This is a genomic window from Sphingomonas flavalba (assembly GCF_047553045.1).
GTDB lineage: Bacteria > Pseudomonadota > Alphaproteobacteria > Sphingomonadales > Sphingomonadaceae > Sphingomonas_L > Sphingomonas_L flavalba_A.
Genome location: NZ_CP180208.1, coordinates 431,177 through 448,815 on the forward strand (window position 1 = coordinate 431,177; position 17,639 = coordinate 448,815).

Annotated in this window: 13 protein-coding genes; 10 read left to right on the plus strand and 3 right to left on the minus strand. The window is 61.3% G+C overall.

Translation table 11 applies throughout. From position 1 onward, the window contains the following. Positions 1-42 precede the first annotated feature (42 nt). Together ACMT1E_RS02065 and ACMT1E_RS02070 are read left to right on the plus strand one after the other, a co-directional pair. Positions 43-3,048, plus strand: a complete 3,006-nt coding sequence (locus ACMT1E_RS02065) for a valine--tRNA ligase (protein ID WP_414901930.1) — start codon at positions 43-45, stop codon at positions 3,046-3,048. A 48-nt stretch (positions 3,049-3,096) separates the two neighbouring features. Then, positions 3,097-3,654 carry a sugar transferase gene (locus ACMT1E_RS02070; RefSeq protein WP_414901931.1) on the plus strand — a complete coding sequence of 186 codons (558 nt, stop codon included), beginning with the start codon at positions 3,097-3,099 and terminating at the stop codon, positions 3,652-3,654. A gap of 28 nt (positions 3,655-3,682) precedes the next feature. Here ACMT1E_RS02070 and ACMT1E_RS02075 read toward each other — a convergent pair whose 3' ends face one another. Continuing rightward, positions 3,683-3,976, minus strand: a complete 294-nt coding sequence (locus ACMT1E_RS02075) for a hypothetical protein (RefSeq protein WP_414901932.1) — start codon at positions 3,974-3,976, stop codon at positions 3,683-3,685. Then, complete coding sequence (gene wecB / locus ACMT1E_RS02080) at positions 3,954-5,084, minus strand: non-hydrolyzing UDP-N-acetylglucosamine 2-epimerase (RefSeq protein WP_414901933.1); 1,131 nt, start codon at positions 5,082-5,084, stop codon at positions 3,954-3,956. Before wecB (ACMT1E_RS02080) ends, ACMT1E_RS02075 begins: the two co-directional genes overlap by 23 nt. Before the next feature lie 186 nt (positions 5,085-5,270). On the opposite strand from wecB (ACMT1E_RS02080), the gene ACMT1E_RS02085 reads away from it, so the two are divergent. The 4 genes from ACMT1E_RS02085 (at position 5,271) to ACMT1E_RS02100 (ending at position 10,899) form a co-directional block, all read left to right on the plus strand. Continuing rightward, positions 5,271-6,629, plus strand: coding sequence for an O-antigen ligase family protein (locus tag ACMT1E_RS02085; RefSeq protein WP_414901935.1), 1,359 nt, complete (start codon positions 5,271-5,273; stop codon positions 6,627-6,629). 73 nt (positions 6,630-6,702) lie between these two features. After that, on the plus strand, positions 6,703-7,422 hold the full coding sequence (locus ACMT1E_RS02090) for a polysaccharide biosynthesis/export family protein (protein ID WP_414901937.1): 720 nt from the start codon (positions 6,703-6,705) through the stop codon (positions 7,420-7,422). Between the two features lie 32 nt (positions 7,423-7,454). Then, positions 7,455-9,653: a GumC family protein gene (locus ACMT1E_RS02095; protein ID WP_414901939.1), complete on the plus strand. Its 2,199-nt coding sequence runs from the start codon at positions 7,455-7,457 to the stop codon at positions 9,651-9,653. After that, positions 9,646-10,899, plus strand: a complete 1,254-nt coding sequence (locus ACMT1E_RS02100; RefSeq protein WP_414901940.1) for a tetratricopeptide repeat protein — start codon at positions 9,646-9,648, stop codon at positions 10,897-10,899. Before ACMT1E_RS02095 ends, ACMT1E_RS02100 begins: the two co-directional genes overlap by 8 nt. Positions 10,900-11,103: 204 nt before the next feature. On the opposite strand, the gene ACMT1E_RS02105 is transcribed toward ACMT1E_RS02100, so the two are convergent. After that, positions 11,104-12,681: a glycosyl hydrolase family 28-related protein gene (locus tag ACMT1E_RS02105; protein WP_414901942.1), complete on the minus strand. Its 1,578-nt coding sequence runs from the start codon at positions 12,679-12,681 to the stop codon at positions 11,104-11,106. A 321-nt stretch (positions 12,682-13,002) separates the two neighbouring features. Here ACMT1E_RS02105 and ACMT1E_RS02110 point away from each other — a divergent pair, with 321 nt between their 5' ends. From ACMT1E_RS02110 to ACMT1E_RS02125, 4 genes are read left to right on the plus strand one after another with little or no spacing between them, the layout of a single operon-like run. Continuing rightward, positions 13,003-13,980, plus strand: a complete 978-nt coding sequence (locus tag ACMT1E_RS02110) for a polysaccharide biosynthesis protein (protein WP_414901944.1) — start codon at positions 13,003-13,005, stop codon at positions 13,978-13,980. Continuing rightward, positions 13,981-15,099, plus strand: coding sequence for a UDP-2-acetamido-2,6-beta-L-arabino-hexul-4-ose reductase (wbjC, locus tag ACMT1E_RS02115; protein WP_414901946.1), 1,119 nt, complete (start codon positions 13,981-13,983; stop codon positions 15,097-15,099). A gap of 1 nt (position 15,100) precedes the next feature. Beyond that, a complete protein-coding gene (gene wecB / locus ACMT1E_RS02120; protein WP_414901948.1) occupies positions 15,101-16,231 on the plus strand; it encodes a non-hydrolyzing UDP-N-acetylglucosamine 2-epimerase in 1,131 nt (376 codons plus the stop codon). Positions 16,232-16,234: 3 nt separating this feature from the next. Beyond that, the gene (locus ACMT1E_RS02125) at positions 16,235-17,581 is read left to right on the plus strand and encodes an oligosaccharide flippase family protein (RefSeq protein ID WP_414901949.1); all 1,347 of its coding nucleotides are present in this window, start codon (positions 16,235-16,237) and stop codon (positions 17,579-17,581) included. Positions 17,582-17,639 lie beyond the last annotated feature (58 nt).

Genomic DNA, 17,639 nt, shown 5'->3' on the forward strand with positions numbered 1-17,639 from the left:
CGCTTGGCCCCGGCCCGGTCACTCGTCTAAGGCTCGGCGCCTATGACCGAACTTGCCAAGACCTTCGACCCCGCCGCCATCGAGGCGCGCTGGTACGCGCGCTGGGAAGAGGAGGGGCTGTTCCGCCCCGACCGTCCGGATGCGGAGCCGTTCACCATCGTCAACCCGCCGCCGAACGTCACCGGCTCGCTCCACATCGGCCACGCGCTCGACAACACGCTGCAGGACGTGATCGTCCGCTACGAACGGCTGCGCGGCAAGGATGCGCTGTGGGTGGTCGGCACCGACCACGCCGGCATCGCCACGCAAATGGTGGTCGAGCGGCAGATGAACGCGCGCGGAGAGAAGCGCACCGATTTCACCCGCGAGCAGTTCATCGACAAGGTGTGGGAATGGAAGGCGGAAAGCGGCGGCGCGATCACCGGCCAGCTCCGCCGCCTCGGCTGTTCGATGGACTGGAGCCGCGAACAGTTCACCATGGACCCGCATTTCACCCGTGCGGTGGTGAAGGTGTTCGTCGACCTGCACCGGCAGGGCCTGCTCTACCGCGACAAGCGGCTGGTCAACTGGGACCCCGGCCTGAAAACCGCGATCAGCGACCTGGAGGTCGAGACGCGCGAGGTGAAGGGCGGCTTCTGGCACTTCAAATACCCGCTGGCCGACGGCGTGACACTGGCCGACGGGCGCGATTACATCGAAGTCGCGACGACCCGGCCGGAAACGATGCTGGCCGACATGGCGGTGGCGGTGAACCCGGCCGACGAACGCTATGCGAACGTGATCGGCAAGGAGATTCTGCAGCCGATTACCGGCCGCCGGTTCCGCATCGTCGCCGACGAACATGCCGACCCGGAACTGGGCAGCGGCGCGGTCAAGATCACGCCGGGGCATGATTTCAACGACTTCGAGGTCGGCAGGCGCGCCGGCATCAAGGCGGCCGACATGCTCAACATGCTCGATGCCGACGCGAAGGTGGTGCAGACGGCAGACGGACTGGTCCCGGCCGAATATCTCGGCCTCGACCGGTTCGAGGCGCGGGCGCTGGTCGTCGAGCGGATGAAGGAACAGGGTTTCCTGATCCCGCACGTGACGCAGGACAAGGACGGCGAGCCGGTCGCGCACGACGCGGAGCCGCGCACGATCCAGACGCCCTATGGCGACCGCTCCGGCGTGGTCATCGAACCGTGGCTGACCGACCAGTGGTATGTCGATGCCGCGACGCTGGCCAGGCCGGCGATCGAGACGGTGCGTTCCGGCGCGATCGAGGTCGTGCCGAAAAGCTGGGAAAAGACCTATTTCAACTGGATGGAGAACATCCAGCCCTGGTGCGTGTCCCGCCAGTTGTGGTGGGGGCACCGGATTCCGGCGTGGTATGGGCCGTATGCGTTTTCCAAAGAGGAGCGCCTAACACCGAATTGGCCGAAAATTTCTTACAGCGTTCCTGACGATTATGCTCTGGCCAACTCGGTCTCGATGGATGACGAAGTTTGCGTATGCGAAGATGAATCGTCAGCGATCGCATACTTCGAGAAATATTATTCTGAAAGAATTGGAAATAGAAAGATAATCCTCTGCGCATCTAGGAGTGATGCACTGGGCAAGCTGTTGAATGGCGAGCTTGATCAAAGCAGTGAAATGCCGATTTGGCGCGATTCTGACGTGCTCGACACCTGGTTTTCCTCCGCGCTCTGGCCGTTCGCGACGCTGGGCTGGCCGCCAAATGAAACCGGGGGCGTGGACGCGCCGTTGCTCGCCAAGCATTACCCGAACGACCTGCTGATCTCCGGCTTCGACATCCTGTTCTTCTGGGATGCGCGGATGGCGATGCAGGGCATCCACTTCATGGGCGAGGTGCCGTGGAAGCGGCTTTACCTGCACGGGCTGGTGCGCGCGGCGGACGGGCAGAAAATGTCCAAGTCCAAGGGCAATGTCGTCGATCCGCTCGGCCTGATCGACCAGTACGGCGCCGATGCGCTGCGCTTCTTCATGGCGGCGATGGAAAGCCAGGGCCGCGACATCAAGCTCGATGAAAAGCGGGTCGAGGGCTATCGCAACTTCGCGACCAAGCTGTGGAACGCGGCGCGTTTCTGCCAGGCAAACGGCATCGGCGCGTCGGCGACGCTGCGCGCGCCGGCGGCGGCGCTGACCGTCAACCGCTGGATCATCGCCGAGACGGTGGCGACGGTCCGCGCGCTCGACGCGGCGCTGGCTGATCTGCGTTTCGACGAGGCGGCGAACGCGATCTACCATTTCGTCTGGAACCGGTTCTGCGACTGGTATCTGGAACTGATCAAGGGCCAGATCGACGCCGAGACGAAGGCGGTCGCCGGCTGGGTGCTCGACCAGATTCTGGTCATGCTCCACCCGTTCATGCCGTTCGTGACCGAGGAATTGTGGAACGCGCTGGGAACGCGCCAATATCCGATCATCATCGCCAAATGGCCGCTGGCGGAGAGCGGCGCCGCGGCGGATGGCGCCGATGCGGCGGCGGAGATCGACTGGTTGATCCGGCTGGTCGGCGAAATCCGCGCCGCGCGCACCGAACTGGGCGTGCCGCCGGGGGCGCGAACGGAGCTTCTGGTTCTATCGCACGCCGAAACGAAGCGCGGTACTCTTCATAGCCGCCCGCCCGCCAGTGATCTGATAGAGCGGGTCAGGTTGAATCGCGCATCTATTCATCGGCTGGCCCGCGTCGAGACCGTGACGTTTTTTAATTCTGGTACCAGATTCGATCTGAGCACGGGCACGTCTCGAGATCGGACGGAGGACGACACGAACTCTCGATCGCCCGGTATCCAGCTGGTTGTCGATGGCGACACGTTTATGCTTCCGTTGGAGGGGGTCGTCGACCTGGCCGGCGAGCGCGCCCGGCTGGCCAAAACACGCGACGCCGCGGCCAGGGAACGCGACAGCCTCGCCACCCGCCTCGCCAACCCGTCCTTCGTCGAACGCGCCAAGCCGGAAGCAGTGGAAAAGGCCCGCGCCGACCATGCCGACAAGGCGGCGGAAGTCGAGCGGCTCGACGCGGCGCTGGCGCGGCTGGGGTAGGGTGCACGTGTTCGGCGGGAAAGCGTTTGTAATGCGAGGATGGTTGGCGTGAAGCGAGCTTTCGATCTGGTATTGGCGCTGCTTCTGCTTCCGTTTGCGCTGATCGGCGTCTTTCTGTTCTCAGTGCTGATCCTGTTTGACGATGGCGCCAACCCGCTGTTCCTGCAGCAGCGCGTGGGCCAGGATGGCAAGCTATTCACGTTGTTCAAGTTGCGGACGATGCGAGTGGGTTCGCCGAATGTCCCGTCCCATGTCGCCTCGTCGTCCCAGTTCACACGGCTGGGGCGGTTTCTGCGCAGCGCCAAGATCGACGAGCTACCGCAAATCTGGAATGTCGTGACCGGCGATATGAGCTTTGTCGGCCCGCGTCCGTGCCTCCCCAGCCAGCACGAGCTGATCGCCTGTCGTGCCCGGCTTGGCCTGTCCGGCCTGCGCCCCGGCATAACCGGGCCAGCGCAGGTTAAGGGCATAGACATGCGCGACCCGGCGCGGCTGGCAGAAGCCGACGCAGTCTATCTTGGCCGCTGGTCGCTGGCGCGCGATATCGGATATATCGCCGCGACGGCCATCGGATCAGGCTCTGGCGATGCGGTGAAGGGCAGTTGAGCCTGTGGCGGACGGTGCGGCCTCGCGCTTACCCCGTCAGCTTTAGCGCCGGGGTGCCTTCGGTGCGTTTCGGCTGGTCCGGCCAGATGCCGCGGGTGTCGTAGACGATCTTGCCAGCGCGTTTGTCGAACGGGACGGAACGGAACACGTCGTGGTCGACCAGCCCGATCGCGTCGGCAATGCGCAATAATTCGTCGGCGATGGCGATGTTGGCGCCGTCAGCGGGGTGGACGGGCACCCGCAGGTCCTGCCGCAGCCGCGCCAGCAGGCTGATATAGCTAAGGCCGACGACGCAGACGCTAGGCGGACGATCCAGACTCATCGGCGATGATCGTCGCGATGCGATCGCTGGCATGGCCGTCGCCGAACGGGTTATGTGCGCGGGCCATGCGGGCGTAGGCCGTCGTGTCGTCGAGCAGGGTAAACATCTCGTGGACGATCCGGTCGCGGTCGGTGCCGACGAGGCGAGCGGTGCCGGCGGCGATCCCCTCCGGCCGCTCCGTCGTATCGCGCATGACCAGCACCGGCTTGCCGAGCGCCGGCGCCTCCTCCTGCACGCCGCCGCTGTCGGTCAGGACAAGATGGGCCATGTCGAGCAGACGGACGAAATGGGGGTAGTCGAGCGGGTCGACCAGCGCGACGTTCGGCGAGTTGCGCAGAACTACGTCCATCACGCGCCGGACGTTGGGATTAGGGTGGACCGGGAAGATTACGGCGATGTCCTGCCGGGTGGCGATGGCTTGTACGGCTTCGGCGATATGCGCCATGCCGTCGCCGAAATTTTCGCGCCGATGACTGGTGACCGCGACGATTCGCCGGCCAGCGAAGCGGGCGAAGAGCGGATCTAGCCCGGCGGCGAGCGCGGGATTGGCGGCAATCCGCGCCCGGGTGGCAAGCAGCGCGTCGATCACTGTGTTGCCGGTGACATGGATACGGTCCGGCACGACATTTTCGCGGCGCAGCGCGGCGGCGGCGGTCTCGGTCGGCGCGAAATGCTGATCGGCGATCGCCGAGATGACCCGCCGGTTCGCTTCCTCCGGCCAGGGCTGAAAGATGTCGCCGCTACGCAGTCCCGCCTCGACATGGGAGACCGGCAGCCGGCGGTAGTGGGCGGCAAGCGCGCCGGCCATCGCCGTGGCTGTGTCGCCCTGAACGATCACCCGGTCGGGCCGTTCGCTGTCGAGGGCCTGGCCGATCGCGGTCAGCAGTCGCGCGGTCAACGCGTCGAGGCTCTGGTCCGGCCGCATCAGGTCCAAAACGATGTCAGGCACGAGCCCGGTGACGGCAAGCACTTGGTCGAGCATCGCCCGATGCTGGCCGCTGGCCAGCGTGCGCACCGTAACGCCGCGCCTGCCGCGCAGGGCATCGACCACCGGAAACAACTTGATCGCCTCAGGCCGTGTGCCGAACAGGACAAGGATTTTCCGCATGCGGCATCGGCGCATAGCCGGGCTGTATTGACAAGGGATAAGAGCGCTCCGCTGCGGAGTTTACGGCTTAGGATCAAGACGCTAATGCCGCTTCGAATTCCAGACGCCCTATCGTGAGTGGGCGAATGCACACGCAACAGGATGCATAACGCACATATGCCGAGGCACCGGAAAAAATCGTTCCAGATGAAGTGGTCGGCAGGACAGTTGTCTTTCTGGCTTCCGGTTGCCGCGATCGCCATATTTTTTGTGATGCTCATGTTTGGCGGCGGCGCGTCACGCGCCGACGCGGCTTCGCAGATGTTGGTGCGTGCGACCGCGATTATGGCTTTGGCCGCTGTGTTGGTGGTGTTCCCGCGCGAAAGCTGGCGGGATTTGCGGACCCCTTTCCTGCTTTTGGCCGGTTTGGCCGGCATTATGGCGATTCAGCTCGTTCCGTTGCCGCCCGATTGGTGGGCAGCGCTGCCCGGGCGTGGCCTCTATGCCGAAGCCGCGGCGGTGCTTGGTGTTGAGCAGCCCTGGCGCCCTGTTAGTCTGACGCCGGACCTGACGTTGAACAGCCTGCTCGCGGTATTCCCACCGCTAGCGGCAATGGTCGCCGCGGCATGGCTGGGGCGCGTCCGCCGAGACTGGGTGCTGGCTGGGGTGGTAATCCTTGTTCTGGTAACCGGAGTGATGGCGGTGTTTCAGTTCGCGGAAGGGCCGACCAGTTCGCTTCGGCTCTATCGCGTCTCCAGTTTCGATACGGGGACGGGTCTGTTCGCCAATCGCAATCACAACGCATTGCTCCTGGCGCTTGGTATTCCGCTGACATTGTGGAGCGTTTTCTGCCGGTTGGAGAATATTTCCAGCGCGTTGTTGCGCTGGGCCATTGCCAGCGCGACCCTTGTGTTCCTGTTGGTATCAATTGTCGTTGCCGGGTCGCGGTCCGGCATCCTTCTGACCGGTTTGGGACTAGGGATGGGCAGCCTGTTGTTGTGGCGCGAAGGTGTGTTATCGCGGATCGACCGACGTCTGTTGCTGGGAGGAATGGTCGCAGGAAGTGCCGTCGTTTTGCTGGTTGTACTGCAGGTTGCTAATCTTGACCGGTTCAAGACGGACGTAATAAGCGGCGATGCGCGGATCAAACTGTTCTCGGAATTTTCTGCGTTGGGCAAGCAGTTCTTTCCCGTCGGATCGGGGTTTGGAAGTTTCGATCCGGTTTACCGCGCGGTGGAGAAGCAGGATGCGCTCGCCGAGATATACATGAATCACGCGCATAACGACATTATTGAAATCATTATAGAAGGTGGCGCATTGGCTGGTGTGCTGCTTATTCTGGTTCTTGTGATCTATGGGATTTCTTGCTGGAGCGTATGGCGTGCCAAGAAGCGTGGCTCGGTTACTATTGGACTGGCGCGTCTTGCGTCGATCTTTATCGCAATGATTCTACTGCATAGTTTTGTCGACTATCCCGCTCGCACACCTATCATTGCAGCGTTACTGGCGATATCGGCCGTGTGGCTGTCCGCAGGTGCGCGTTTGGCTCGTGAACGAGGCGGTTGAACGTGTTCGTAGCTTTACGGCCGTGATTCACCGGTCTACATCGCCCCCTTGCTGCAGAAAGATGTGAAACGTAGTGATCTCCCGCTTTTTGATGTTGTCGTTTGCGACGCCTCTGGCTTTGGCCGGATGCGCCACGGGGCCGGCGCTGGTGGGCGGACCGGCGGTGCAGGTTCTCGATACGGCTGAACTGCCTGCGCCGAAGCAGGTCGGCGCCGATGGCGAGCTGGCATACATCATCGGTCCGTTGGACAAGCTGTCGGTAACGGTGCTCGGCTTGGAAGAGCTGAGCAGCAAGGAGGTCCAGGTTGATACAGCGGGACGCGTTGCCGTTCCGCTCGCCGGCGCAATAGATGCTGGCGGCAAAACCCCATCCCAGCTCTCATCCATGATTGAGGGCAGGTTGCGTGCCTACGTCCGGAACCCGCAGGTGACGGTCAATATCGTCGATTCCGCGCGTAATGTCATAACCGTGGATGGGCAGGTTCGCGAGCCGGGCATCTACCCCGTGATTGGTGAAATGACTCTGATGCGTGCGGTGGCTTCGGCCAAGGGTGCTGGCGATTTCGCTAAGTTGCGCGAAGTCGTTGTGTTCCGAAAGGTTGAAGGCCAGCAATACGCTGCGCTCTATAATCTGGATGCAATCCGCAAGGGGGTCTATGATGATCCCCGGGTTTATCCCAGCGATATCGTCGTTGTCGGCGACTCGCCGGCGCGTCGGATGTTCTCCGAGATTCTGAAAATCACACCGCTGATCACAACGCCGCTTGTTACTTTGATCGCCTATCGGCGATGAGTTCCTCTTCGACGAGAGTTGCGCCTGCTTCCATGAACAAGTCTGACACGATTGCGCGCGATGGCGCCTCTGCCTTGCCCCCGGCATCGTTGCTTCAGGTGCGCGATGGACCGTCGTTGCCGCTTTTGATGCAGTATTGGCGAATTATCGTTCGCTGGCATCGAGTGATTATCGGCGCTGTACTTGTCTCCCTACTCATGGGTGTCGCGGTAACCTTGCTGATGACGCGCATGTACACGGCGACAGTCACGGTCGAGATCGCGCGCGAAGAAGCGCAGATTCTGAAAATGGATGGGCTTGAGCCAAAGAACGCGGCCGCCGATCAGGAGTTCTATCAGACCCAGTACGGGCTGCTCGCTTCTCGCTCGCTGGCCGACCGGGTGGTGCGTGATTTGCGTTTGGCGAATAATCAGGCGTTCCTCGACATGTTCGGGATCAAGCGCCCGGTGGCGACGGGCGCAGGGGAACGACGGGGCAATGATGCGGTCGCCCGCGACGCGGCCGAAGCGCTGCTCGATCATATTTCGATTTCGCCGGTCCGGCTGTCGCGGCTCGTATCCATTTCTTTCTCAAGCCCTGACGCCGCTTTCTCTGCCCGGGTCGCTAACGCCTGGGCTAGGTTGTTCATCGAATCGTCTCTCGAGCGGCGCTATGAGACGACCGCCTACGCTCGGCGCTTTCTTGAGGAACGTTTGACCGAGACGCGTGCGCGTCTGGACGAGTCCGAGCGCAAGCTGGTGGCGTATGCTGCAGACCAGCGGATTATCAGTGTCGGCTCGGCAAGCACCGACCCGAAAGTCCCGTCTACAGAGCGCCCTCTGTTGGCGGATGACCTGGTCGCGTTCAATGCCGGTCTGGCTACGGCGACGGCTGAGCGGGTCGCTGTGGAAAGTCGTGCGCGTCAGGCACGGTCCTCGCGCGCGTTGCCTGAGGATTTGACGACACCGGCTATTGCGACCCTGCGTCAAGACCGCGCGCAGGCGGCAGCGGATTACGAAAAGATGCTGAGCCAGTTCGAGCCAGGCTATCCGCCCGCGCAGGCGCTGAAGGCCCAAATCACACAATTCGATCGCAGCATCGTTCGAGAAGAGGCGCGCGTTCGGGATTCGATCCAGACCCAATTTCGTGAGGCGGTGGATCGCGAAAACGCGATGGCGCAGCAGGTTGAGGCCCTGAAAAACAACTTCCTCAATCTTCGGCGCCGTAGTATCCAGTACAATATTTATCAGCGGGATGTGGATACCAACCGCAGTCTGTATGATGGACTTCTCCAGCGTTATAAAGAAATCGGTATCGCGGGGGGCATAGGCGCTAATAATATTTCCATTGTCGACGAGGCGGAAGTTCCCGAAGCGCCGTCGCGGCCACGTCCGCTGATCAACCTGCTATTGGCCTTGGTCGGTGGCGCTGCGGTTGGTTTCGGTTTGGCTTTCGTTCTGGAGCAGATCGATGAGGTCATAACAGACCCGGGTGATCTGGAAGCGACACTTAATCTGCCGCTGCTGGGGGCAATACCCAGCGTTGATGGTGATCTGAGCGTTGTGGAGGCGCTGAGCGACCGGAAATCTCCGATTTCGGAGGCCTACATGTCGGCGCAGACAAGTCTCCAATTCTCGACGGCGGACGGTGTGCCGCGTAGTTTGATGATAACCTCGACGCGGCCAGCGGAAGGCAAGTCGACGACGGCATTTGCTATCGCTCAGTGCCTGGCCCGGCTCAACCGACGTACATTGCTGATAGACGGCGACATGCGGTCTCCATCCGTGCATGTCGGCGTCGGAATCGACAATGAGAGAGGGTTGAGTAACCTTTTGTCGGGTAATGCGTCGCTCGTCGATGTGACGCGTGAGAGCGGAATCGATAATTTGGCCGTGGTCAGTGCTGGGCCGCCGCCGCCGAACGCTGCTGAACTGTTGTCCAGTGACCGGATAGAACAGGTCATCGCTGACGCACTGCGTTATTATGACAATGTCGTGGTGGACGCGCCGCCGGTTATGGGGCTTGCGGATGCTCCGCTGATCGCCAGTAAGGTCGCGGGGACGATTTTTGTGGTCGAATCGCGTGGAATTCGCGCCGGCCTTGGCAAGGTGGCGGTCGGGCGTCTGCAGAACGCGCAAGCTCACATCCTCGGAGCGATCCTGACGAAATTCAGCCAGAAGCATGCGCATTTCGGCTACGGCTATGACTACGGTTACGGCTATGGTCAGAAGAAGACCGGGGCGGATGTCTGATCAGACGTCGGAGGCCAATCCCGACGGGGCGACGCGGCGGCGTTCCCTGGTGTTGCGGGCGCTTGTTGCCGGCCCCGTTGCGATAGTCTGTCTGTGGCTTGTCGTTGTGACCGGGGTGGCCGGCAATCAACGCAGCCGCAATCCAGCCATAGCGTATCAGATATGGCCGGTGGACGCGCGTGCATCGGCCATGCTGGGCAGCGAGCGGCTTCTGGCGGCTCCCAAGCCGGACGTCGCGGCGGCCGCCCGCGAACTGGCGCTGACGGCCTTCCAGCGGGATCCGACAGTTCTGGCGGTATACAACGTGCTGGGAATGGCCGCGGATATCGGCGGTGACAGGCCGGCTGCCGAGCGTATATTCAATTATGCCCACCGCCTCTCGCGGCGTGACCTGGCCACCGAGCTTTGGCTGATCGAAGCGAACGTCGCGCGCAATGACGTGAACGGAGCGTTGACGCATTTTGACGCGGCGATGAGTACGTCGCGCCGGGGCTGGGAGACTTTGTCGCCGATTCTGCTCGCGGCGCTGGACGACCCGGAACTGGTGACGCCGATCGCGCGCTTGGCCAGTCGCGGAAGGTGGTGGAGTTTCGCCTTTCAGCATCTGGTGGCGACACAAGCGCCGTCATTGCCCAGTGCAACGCGGTTTTTCATGCAGTTGGATGCGATGGGCGTTCGTCCAAACGAAAGCAGCACGCAGTCGTTGGCGTTTCGGCTGGTGAATGCACATATGCCTGATCGCGCTGCGGCGCTGGATGCATTGACGACCGGCGGCAATGCGGAAGCCGGTATTCGCGATGGCGGGTTTGAACAGCAGCAGGGTCTCGTCCCGTTTCGGTGGCAGTTCCTGGAAAATGACAAGGTTGCGGCCGAACGGATCGCACGGTCGGATAAGCAGAGTGATATTGCACTGAATTTTTCAGTGGAACGCGGAATGTCCAATGCCATCATGCGGCAGCTCGTAGCACTCGCGCCGGGCGATCATACTTTGTCAGTGGAAGGTTTCGCAGAAGAGGGCGGAGCTAACTGGGCGTTGAGCTGGGTAGTGTCTTGCGAGAACACCAAAGCACTGGTGGCGGCAATGCCCTGGCCGATATCGACTGGCGACTGGGCGGTCCATAAGGCGCGTTTCACCGTGCCAACCGGTTGCCCGTTTCAATGGATAACCTTGATCGCCGACAGCGAGCGCAATGCTGGGCGCCTGATCGGATGGGTGGATACTGTCGCAGTAATGCCCACCCGTTAGTGGCTCTGCTCAGGCGACTCTGTGCTGGCGGTTGGCCGGGGCAGGGAAGCACCACTGAAATGGGAATGGGCTGACGACGGCGGCGGTGCCCGGAAATAGAGTAAGCGTTTCGGGTTCGGAAAACGTAGCGCAGTAACGGCTCTTGGTAACGACGATCGGATCAGGTCGTTGGCCGGCGCCGCGGAATTGATTCCCGCCTCATGGTTATGGCTCTGCAACCACCGGAATTTCGAAAATCCAGCCGCGTTCGACGCCGCTCTCATCCCGCCAGTACGCAAAGTGCCGGTGTCCGGTGCCGCCGACTTTTCGGACGTCAAGCGCTTCGCCGGTGCCGGACCCCAGAAAGTCGCTGGTTACGATAATGCCGCCACTCGCTTTGCTGGTGGAAGCCCGGCGGCCAATGGCCGGAATGATCGTGTCGGTGATTTGGGTCGCATCGACGCGCATCAGGCGCGCGTAGGGGGCGTCGATTATCAACCCCTGTACCCCGTCGCCATATGTCACCGCCGCAGGGTAAGCGGCTGTCTGCAACCTGGTCCCGACAGACCGCACGATCACGCGGACTACCTGCGCATTCCCGTCCAGAACGGCCGTGTAGGTGCTCCCCGACAGCGTTTCGGACACGTCAGGCGCGCTAGTATAGTCTGAACCTGGGAAGGTGACGATTGCGTGGCTGACCTTGCCATCCTTGCCGACCGATGCCCAGCCTCTCGCACCGCGACCGCCGCCGCCTCTGAATGTTAAGGGTATAAGGCTGCAGCTTTGTAAGCAGTCTAGGCCGTGAATGACGGTGTGTTGTGCGTTTTCGACATGGATGCGGGGGCCGCGTTGGCTAAAATAGGGCCTTTCCGGATCAGTGACATGCCCTAGCCCGCCGCCATAAATGGCGACATTCGAGGTTCTGGCTGCGCCCATCTCACCGATGACAACGGGGTTGGCTACTTCTTCGGTGTAGGGATTGATGATGTTAAGGCTGCTGGCCTGACGCACGTAAAAGCCATATTGGCCGCCTTGGGCGACGCATCCAAGCAATGTATTGTCATGGCCTTGCGGTAAGTTGCCTGTTGGGTTGGCTTGGCCGTTCCCGTCTATGTAAAAACAATATTTGTGATCTCGACTGCCGCCGGTGTATAAATTCTGCATTACCATGCCATTAATGGTTGCTAATATTCGATGGCATGCATTTAGGATGTGTGATCCAGCTGTTGATATTCTTGATATGGACGATCCATAGAGATTTGCGTAGGTTGCGCCGTTGTTCCACTTTCCTTTGATATTTATGTTAGAAACATCAATGTTAACGCCGCCATATGCTTTGACGTTGTTTACGGCGCAGTAGAACGCGTCTTGCCCTGATCCATCGATAGTGAAATTTGTAAATCTTAAATCGCCATGTTTTCCTACGCGATCATCAAGCATGACGGCTTTGCCGTTGCCATTGTAGAGAAGTTTTGTCCGGCCGGAGTTTCCGATCAGGGAAACGCCGCTCCTAAGGACAAGGGCCCTGTTTCCAAGATTATAGGTGCCGTCAGGGAAATATAGTGTGCCGCCGCCATTGGCGGACATCGTCTCGATCGCTGCTTGCAATGTTTCATGGTCACGCGGCGCACCGTTTCCGGAAAGGCCCAGTTCCGACACGGAAACGGCGGCGCCCGGAGCGCCGGACCAAGCCGCAGGAAGGCTGCCGCCATTTTTCGAAAGGGTCTGTGCTATGGCAGGCGCCGCTGTTGCTGAGGCCATCCCGCCGATTGCCCAGCGCCGGGTAATTGCGTTCTTGGTCATTGAGATTTCTCCGGGCCGGGAAATGGCACGCCGCCCTTGATGCTGCGTCGATATCAGAATTGTAAGCATAGACGCGCTTTGTCTGAACCGCGAGGAGCTGGCTACCTGACCGTTCCGGAATCGCGTTGAGCCGAGACCGGCGCACTTGATCCACCATCTGCTTCGATTTATGGGCTTTGCGGTCCAAGACGGATGCCGGATGCGGCTTCACCAGGACGGGCAGGTGCGGGGCGCTCCTGCTGCAAAACCAAGCGGATGCTAATGTTCCAAGAGAAGATACTTCTGATAACCGGGGGCACCGGGTCCTTCGGATCGACGGTTTTGAAACGGCTTATCAACGAACCGTTCCGGGAAATCCGCATCTTCAGCCGCGACGAGAAGAAGCAGGAGGATCAGCGCCTGTTCTATCGGGACAAGCGCCTGCGCTATTACCTCGGTGACGTACGCGATTATCGTTCGATCGCCGGCGCGACCCAGGGGGTGGACTACATCTTCCACGCCGCCGCGCTGAAGCAGGTGCCGTCCTGCGAATTCCACCCGATGGAAGCGGTCAAGACCAATGTCATGGGCACCGACAACGTGCTGGAGGCGGCGCGGGCCAACCGTGTGTCGCGCGTCGTCTGCCTGTCGACCGACAAGGCGGTCTACCCGATCAACGCGATGGGTATTTCCAAGGCGTTGATGGAAAAGGTGATGATCGCGCAATCGCGGTTGGCGATCGGCAGCGCGACGGTGATCTGCGGGACGCGCTACGGCAATGTGCTGGCATCGCGCGGGTCTGTCATTCCCCTGTTCGTCGACCAGATCCGCCGCGGCAAGCCGCTGACCATCACCGACCCGGCGATGACGCGGTTCGTTATGTCGCTGGGCGAGGCGGTCGACCTGGTGCTCCATGCGTTCGCCCACGGCCACAACGGCGATCTGTTCGTGCAGAAGGCGCCGGCGGCGACGGTGGAGACGCTGGCGCAGGCGGTGAAGGACGTCATGGGCGTTGCCGATCATCCGCTGAAGGTGATCGGTACACGACACGGCGAAAAACTGTACGAGACCTTGCTTAGCCGCGAGGAGATGGCGGTGGCGGAGGACCAGGGCGCCTATTACCGTGTGCCGCCGGACAATCGCGACTTGAACTACGCGGCGTTCGTGGAAACCGGCAATGCAGAGGTTGCCGAGCATGCCGACTTCAATTCCCACAACACCCGCATCCTTGACCGCGCCGAGATGGCGGAAACGCTGCTGCGGCTCGATTATATCAAGCGCGTCCGCGAAAATCCGGCCGATACGCCAGAGGGCGACTGAATGAGTGGCCGCCGCACCATTGCGGTTACCGGCGCGGCGGGCTTCGTCGGGCAGAATCTGCTGCTTCGCCTGAAGGAAACGGGCCGGTTCGACGTAGTGCCGATCCTGCGCGACGCGACCAAGCAGGACTGGATGGAGCGGATCGGCGCTGCCGATGCGGTGGTCCATCTGGCCGGTGTCAACCGGCCGCAGGACCCGGCCGAATTCGCCACCGGCAACGGCGGCACCGCCGCTCTGCTGGCCGATGCCGTCGAGGCGTCAGGCCTGCCGATCCCGATCCTCTACGCATCGTCTGCGAAGGCAGTTGAACCCGGCCCCTATGGCGAAAGCAAGAAGGCGGCGGAGGATGTCCTGCTCGGCGTGGCGGAACGCACCGGCGCGCCGGTCGCCGTCTATCGGCTGCCCAACATCTTCGGCAAATGGTGTCGCCCGAACTACAACAGCGCGGTTGCCACCTTCTGCCATAACATCGCCCGCGGCCTGCCGATCCGTATCGACAACCCGGCGGCGCCGCTGACGCTGGTCTACATCGACGATGTCGTAGACGCCTTCATCGGCCAGCTCGACGCCGGCGATTTCGTCACCGGCTTTCACGCTGTGACTCCGGCCTATGACAGCACTGTCGGCGCGGTGGCGGAGATCGTCCAGCGGTTCCGCGACGACCGGGCCGACAATCTGATCCAGAATGTCGGCAGCGGCTTAGTCCGGGCGCTCTACGCCACTTATGTCTCCTACCTGCCGCCGGCGGAGTTCAGCTATCCGATCGCCAGCCACCGCGACCCGCGTGGCGCATTCTCGGAAATGTTGAAGACCAGGGATGCGGGACAATTCTCCTATTTCAACGCCCTGCCCGGGGTGACGCGCGGCGGCCATTATCACCACACCAAGACCGAGAAGTTCCTGATCGTCCACGGCGAGGCGCTGTTCCGCTTTCGCCACATGCTGAGCGGTGAAGTCCATGAGGTGCGTACCAGCGCGGAGGCGCCTGTCGTCGTCGAGACGGTCCCCGGATGGACCCATGACGTGACTAATGTCGGCGACGGCATCATGGTTTCGCTGCTCTGGGCGAACGAGATATTCGACCGCCAGCGCCCTGATACGATTGCCGAGAAGGTTTGACATGGCACGCATGAAGGTGATGACCGTCGTCGGCACGCGGCCGGAGATCATCCGCCTGTCGCGGGTGATGGCGCGGCTGGACGAGCACACCGACCATGTGATCGTCCACACCGGGCAGAATTACGATTACGAGCTGAACCAGGTCTTTTTCGACGATCTCGGCCTGCGCAAACCGGACTATTTCCTCGACGCGGCCGGCGGTTCGGCGGTGGAGACGATCGGCAAGATCGTCATCGCGGTCGACAAGGTGCTGGCGGAGGTCCGGCCGGAGGCGATGCTGGTTCTCGGCGATACCAACAGTTGCCTCGCGGTAATCCCGGCGAAGCGGCGGCGGATTCCGATCTTCCATATGGAGGCGGGCAACCGCTGCTTCGACGACCGGGTACCGGAGGAAATCAACCGCCGCATCGTCGATCATACCGCCGACATCAACCTGCCTTATTCGGACATCGCCCGCGCCTATCTGCTGGCGGAAGGGCTGCCGGCGGAACGGGTTATCAAGACCGGCAGCCCGATGTTCGAGATATTGAGCCATTACCGCGCCGGAATCGCCGCGTCGCCGGCGCTGGCCGAGGCCGGGGTGGCGCCGGGCCGCTATTTCCTGGTCAGCGCCCACCGCGAGGAGAATGTCGATTCCGAACGCAACCTGCGGGCGCTGCACGACACGCTGAACGCGATCGCCACGCAGTATGACGAACCGGTGCTGGTCAGCACCCACCCGCGCACGCGCAAGCGGATCGAGCAGTACGGGCTGGAATTCCACGCCAATGTCCGGCTGATGAAGCCGTTCGGCTTCCTTGCCTACAACGCCCTCCAGATGCACGCCCGCGCGGTGCTCTCGGATAGCGGCACGATCAGCGAGGAAAGTTCGATCCTGAACTTCCCCGCCGTCAACATCCGGGAGGCGCATGAACGCCCGGAAGCGATGGAAGAAGGGGCGGTGATGATGACCGGTCTCGGCCGGGACCGCGTCCTCCAGGCCCTGGCGATACTGGAGAGCCAGGGCCGTGGCGAGGATCGCACCCTGTGCCTAGTCGGCGACTATGCGATGCCGAATGTGTCGGACAAGGTGTTGCGCCTGATCCTCAGCTATACGGACTTTGTACAGCGGACGGTGTGGAAGCGGTATTAGGACGTGGCCGGTGCCCGCAAAATCGCGCGCCGCATTGTCACGCGCTGGACGGCTCCGTTAAGCGGGCTGATCAGCCCGGACACGCTCAAGCGCTTTCTGACGCTTTCCAGCTGGACGATGGTGTCCTTCGCCCTTTCGAAAGGGGCGATGATGATCGTCGTCATCTATCTGGCGCGAGTGCTGGGTGCGGAGGATTACGGGCGCCTGACCCTGACGCAGGGGTTGGTGAATATCCTTGAGCTTTTTATCGTCCTGGGGGCCGGACCGTTTGTTTCGAAGCATGTGCCACAAATGTTGCAGGAAGGCGCGCATCGGGCGATTGAAATCGTTAATCTGAGCGCAGCGATCATACTGGCGATGGGCGTTTCGCTATGCATCGTGGCGCCATTTGCGGTCGGTACTATAGCTACAGACGTCCTGAGCCTGCCGAAATTATCGCTCATACCGTGGTGGACGCTGGCGTGGGTTATCCTGCTGGCCTTTAACAATCTCATGCTGGTTGTGCTGTTGTCGCTGGAGAGGGGCAAGGCGTTAGGGGCGGCGGCTTTGGTCGCTGCCGGGCTGTCATTATTGATCATTCCCTGGTTCGGTACGCTGTGGGGCCTGCAGGGGGCGGTCGCCGGCTTTGTGGCGGTGGAAGCGATCCGGTTCGTCGCTGTCTTGTTGATCTATGCGCGCATTGTCAGGAATATGGGGGCGAGGGTGTTTGCTCTGCCGCGGCGTTCTGATCTACGCCTATTGCTCACGTTCGGTTTGCCGGCATTCCTCACCTCGGCGATCTATTCGCCGACGATCTGGGCCGCTCAGCTCATCGTTAAAGCGTTCGCGCCAGATGGATTGGCTATCGTCGGAATCTATGGATTGATGAACAATATTCTGGGCGCATTACTGGTGATCAGCGGGCTGACCAATCAGGCCGCTATGCCCATATTCTCTTCGCTGGACTCGTCAGGAAATGAGAAAGAATTGAGACGTTCCTGCCGATTTCTCAGTATGGCGCAAGTATTTGTTGCAACCGTGGTCAGTATTCCGCTCGCAATTTGTGTGCCGTTCATATTGTCATACGCTGGTCCGGCATTTGTACAGGCATGGCCGGCGTTTTTGATTATGCTGGTCGTTGGAATTATAACGGCAGGTCAGACATCGCTCGGGAATTACTTGCTGGTCATTAATCGGCCCTATTTCGTTCTTGGAGCAACCGTGCCGTGGAGTATGGTGGTTCTGGGCGCTGCCGCGTTGTTCTTTGCCCATGGGATATATGCTCTGGTCGGTGGGATGCTGGCTGGCGCTATAGTGAAGACAGGACTCTTTGTGTGGGGCTACGCCAAGCGATCACAGTGTCGGGCATGATCTGCTCATGACGCGAAAAGTCTGCCGAAAAAAAGCGACGGCCCGCGGCCGCGGAATC

What these genes read in the sequence shown, in the direction of transcription:
- ACMT1E_RS02065 (WP_414901930.1), top strand. Translation starts at nt 43, where the DNA reads ATGACCGAACTTGCCAAGACCTTCGACCCCGCCGCCATCGAGGCGCGC.
- ACMT1E_RS02075 (WP_414901932.1), bottom strand. Translation starts at nt 3,976, where the DNA reads ATGAGTCTGGATCGTCCGCCTAGCGTCTGCGTCGTCGGCCTTAGCTAT.
- wecB (WP_414901933.1), bottom strand. Translation starts at nt 5,084, where the DNA reads ATGCGGAAAATCCTTGTCCTGTTCGGCACACGGCCTGAGGCGATCAAG.
- ACMT1E_RS02085 (WP_414901935.1), top strand. Translation starts at nt 5,271, where the DNA reads ATGAAGTGGTCGGCAGGACAGTTGTCTTTCTGGCTTCCGGTTGCCGCG.
- ACMT1E_RS02095 (WP_414901939.1), top strand. Translation starts at nt 7,455, where the DNA reads ATGAACAAGTCTGACACGATTGCGCGCGATGGCGCCTCTGCCTTGCCC.
- ACMT1E_RS02100 (WP_414901940.1), top strand. Translation starts at nt 9,646, where the DNA reads ATGTCTGATCAGACGTCGGAGGCCAATCCCGACGGGGCGACGCGGCGG.
- ACMT1E_RS02105 (WP_414901942.1), bottom strand. Translation starts at nt 12,681, where the DNA reads ATGACCAAGAACGCAATTACCCGGCGCTGGGCAATCGGCGGGATGGCC.
- wbjC (WP_414901946.1), top strand. Translation starts at nt 13,981, where the DNA reads ATGAGTGGCCGCCGCACCATTGCGGTTACCGGCGCGGCGGGCTTCGTC.
- wecB (WP_414901948.1), top strand. Translation starts at nt 15,101, where the DNA reads ATGGCACGCATGAAGGTGATGACCGTCGTCGGCACGCGGCCGGAGATC.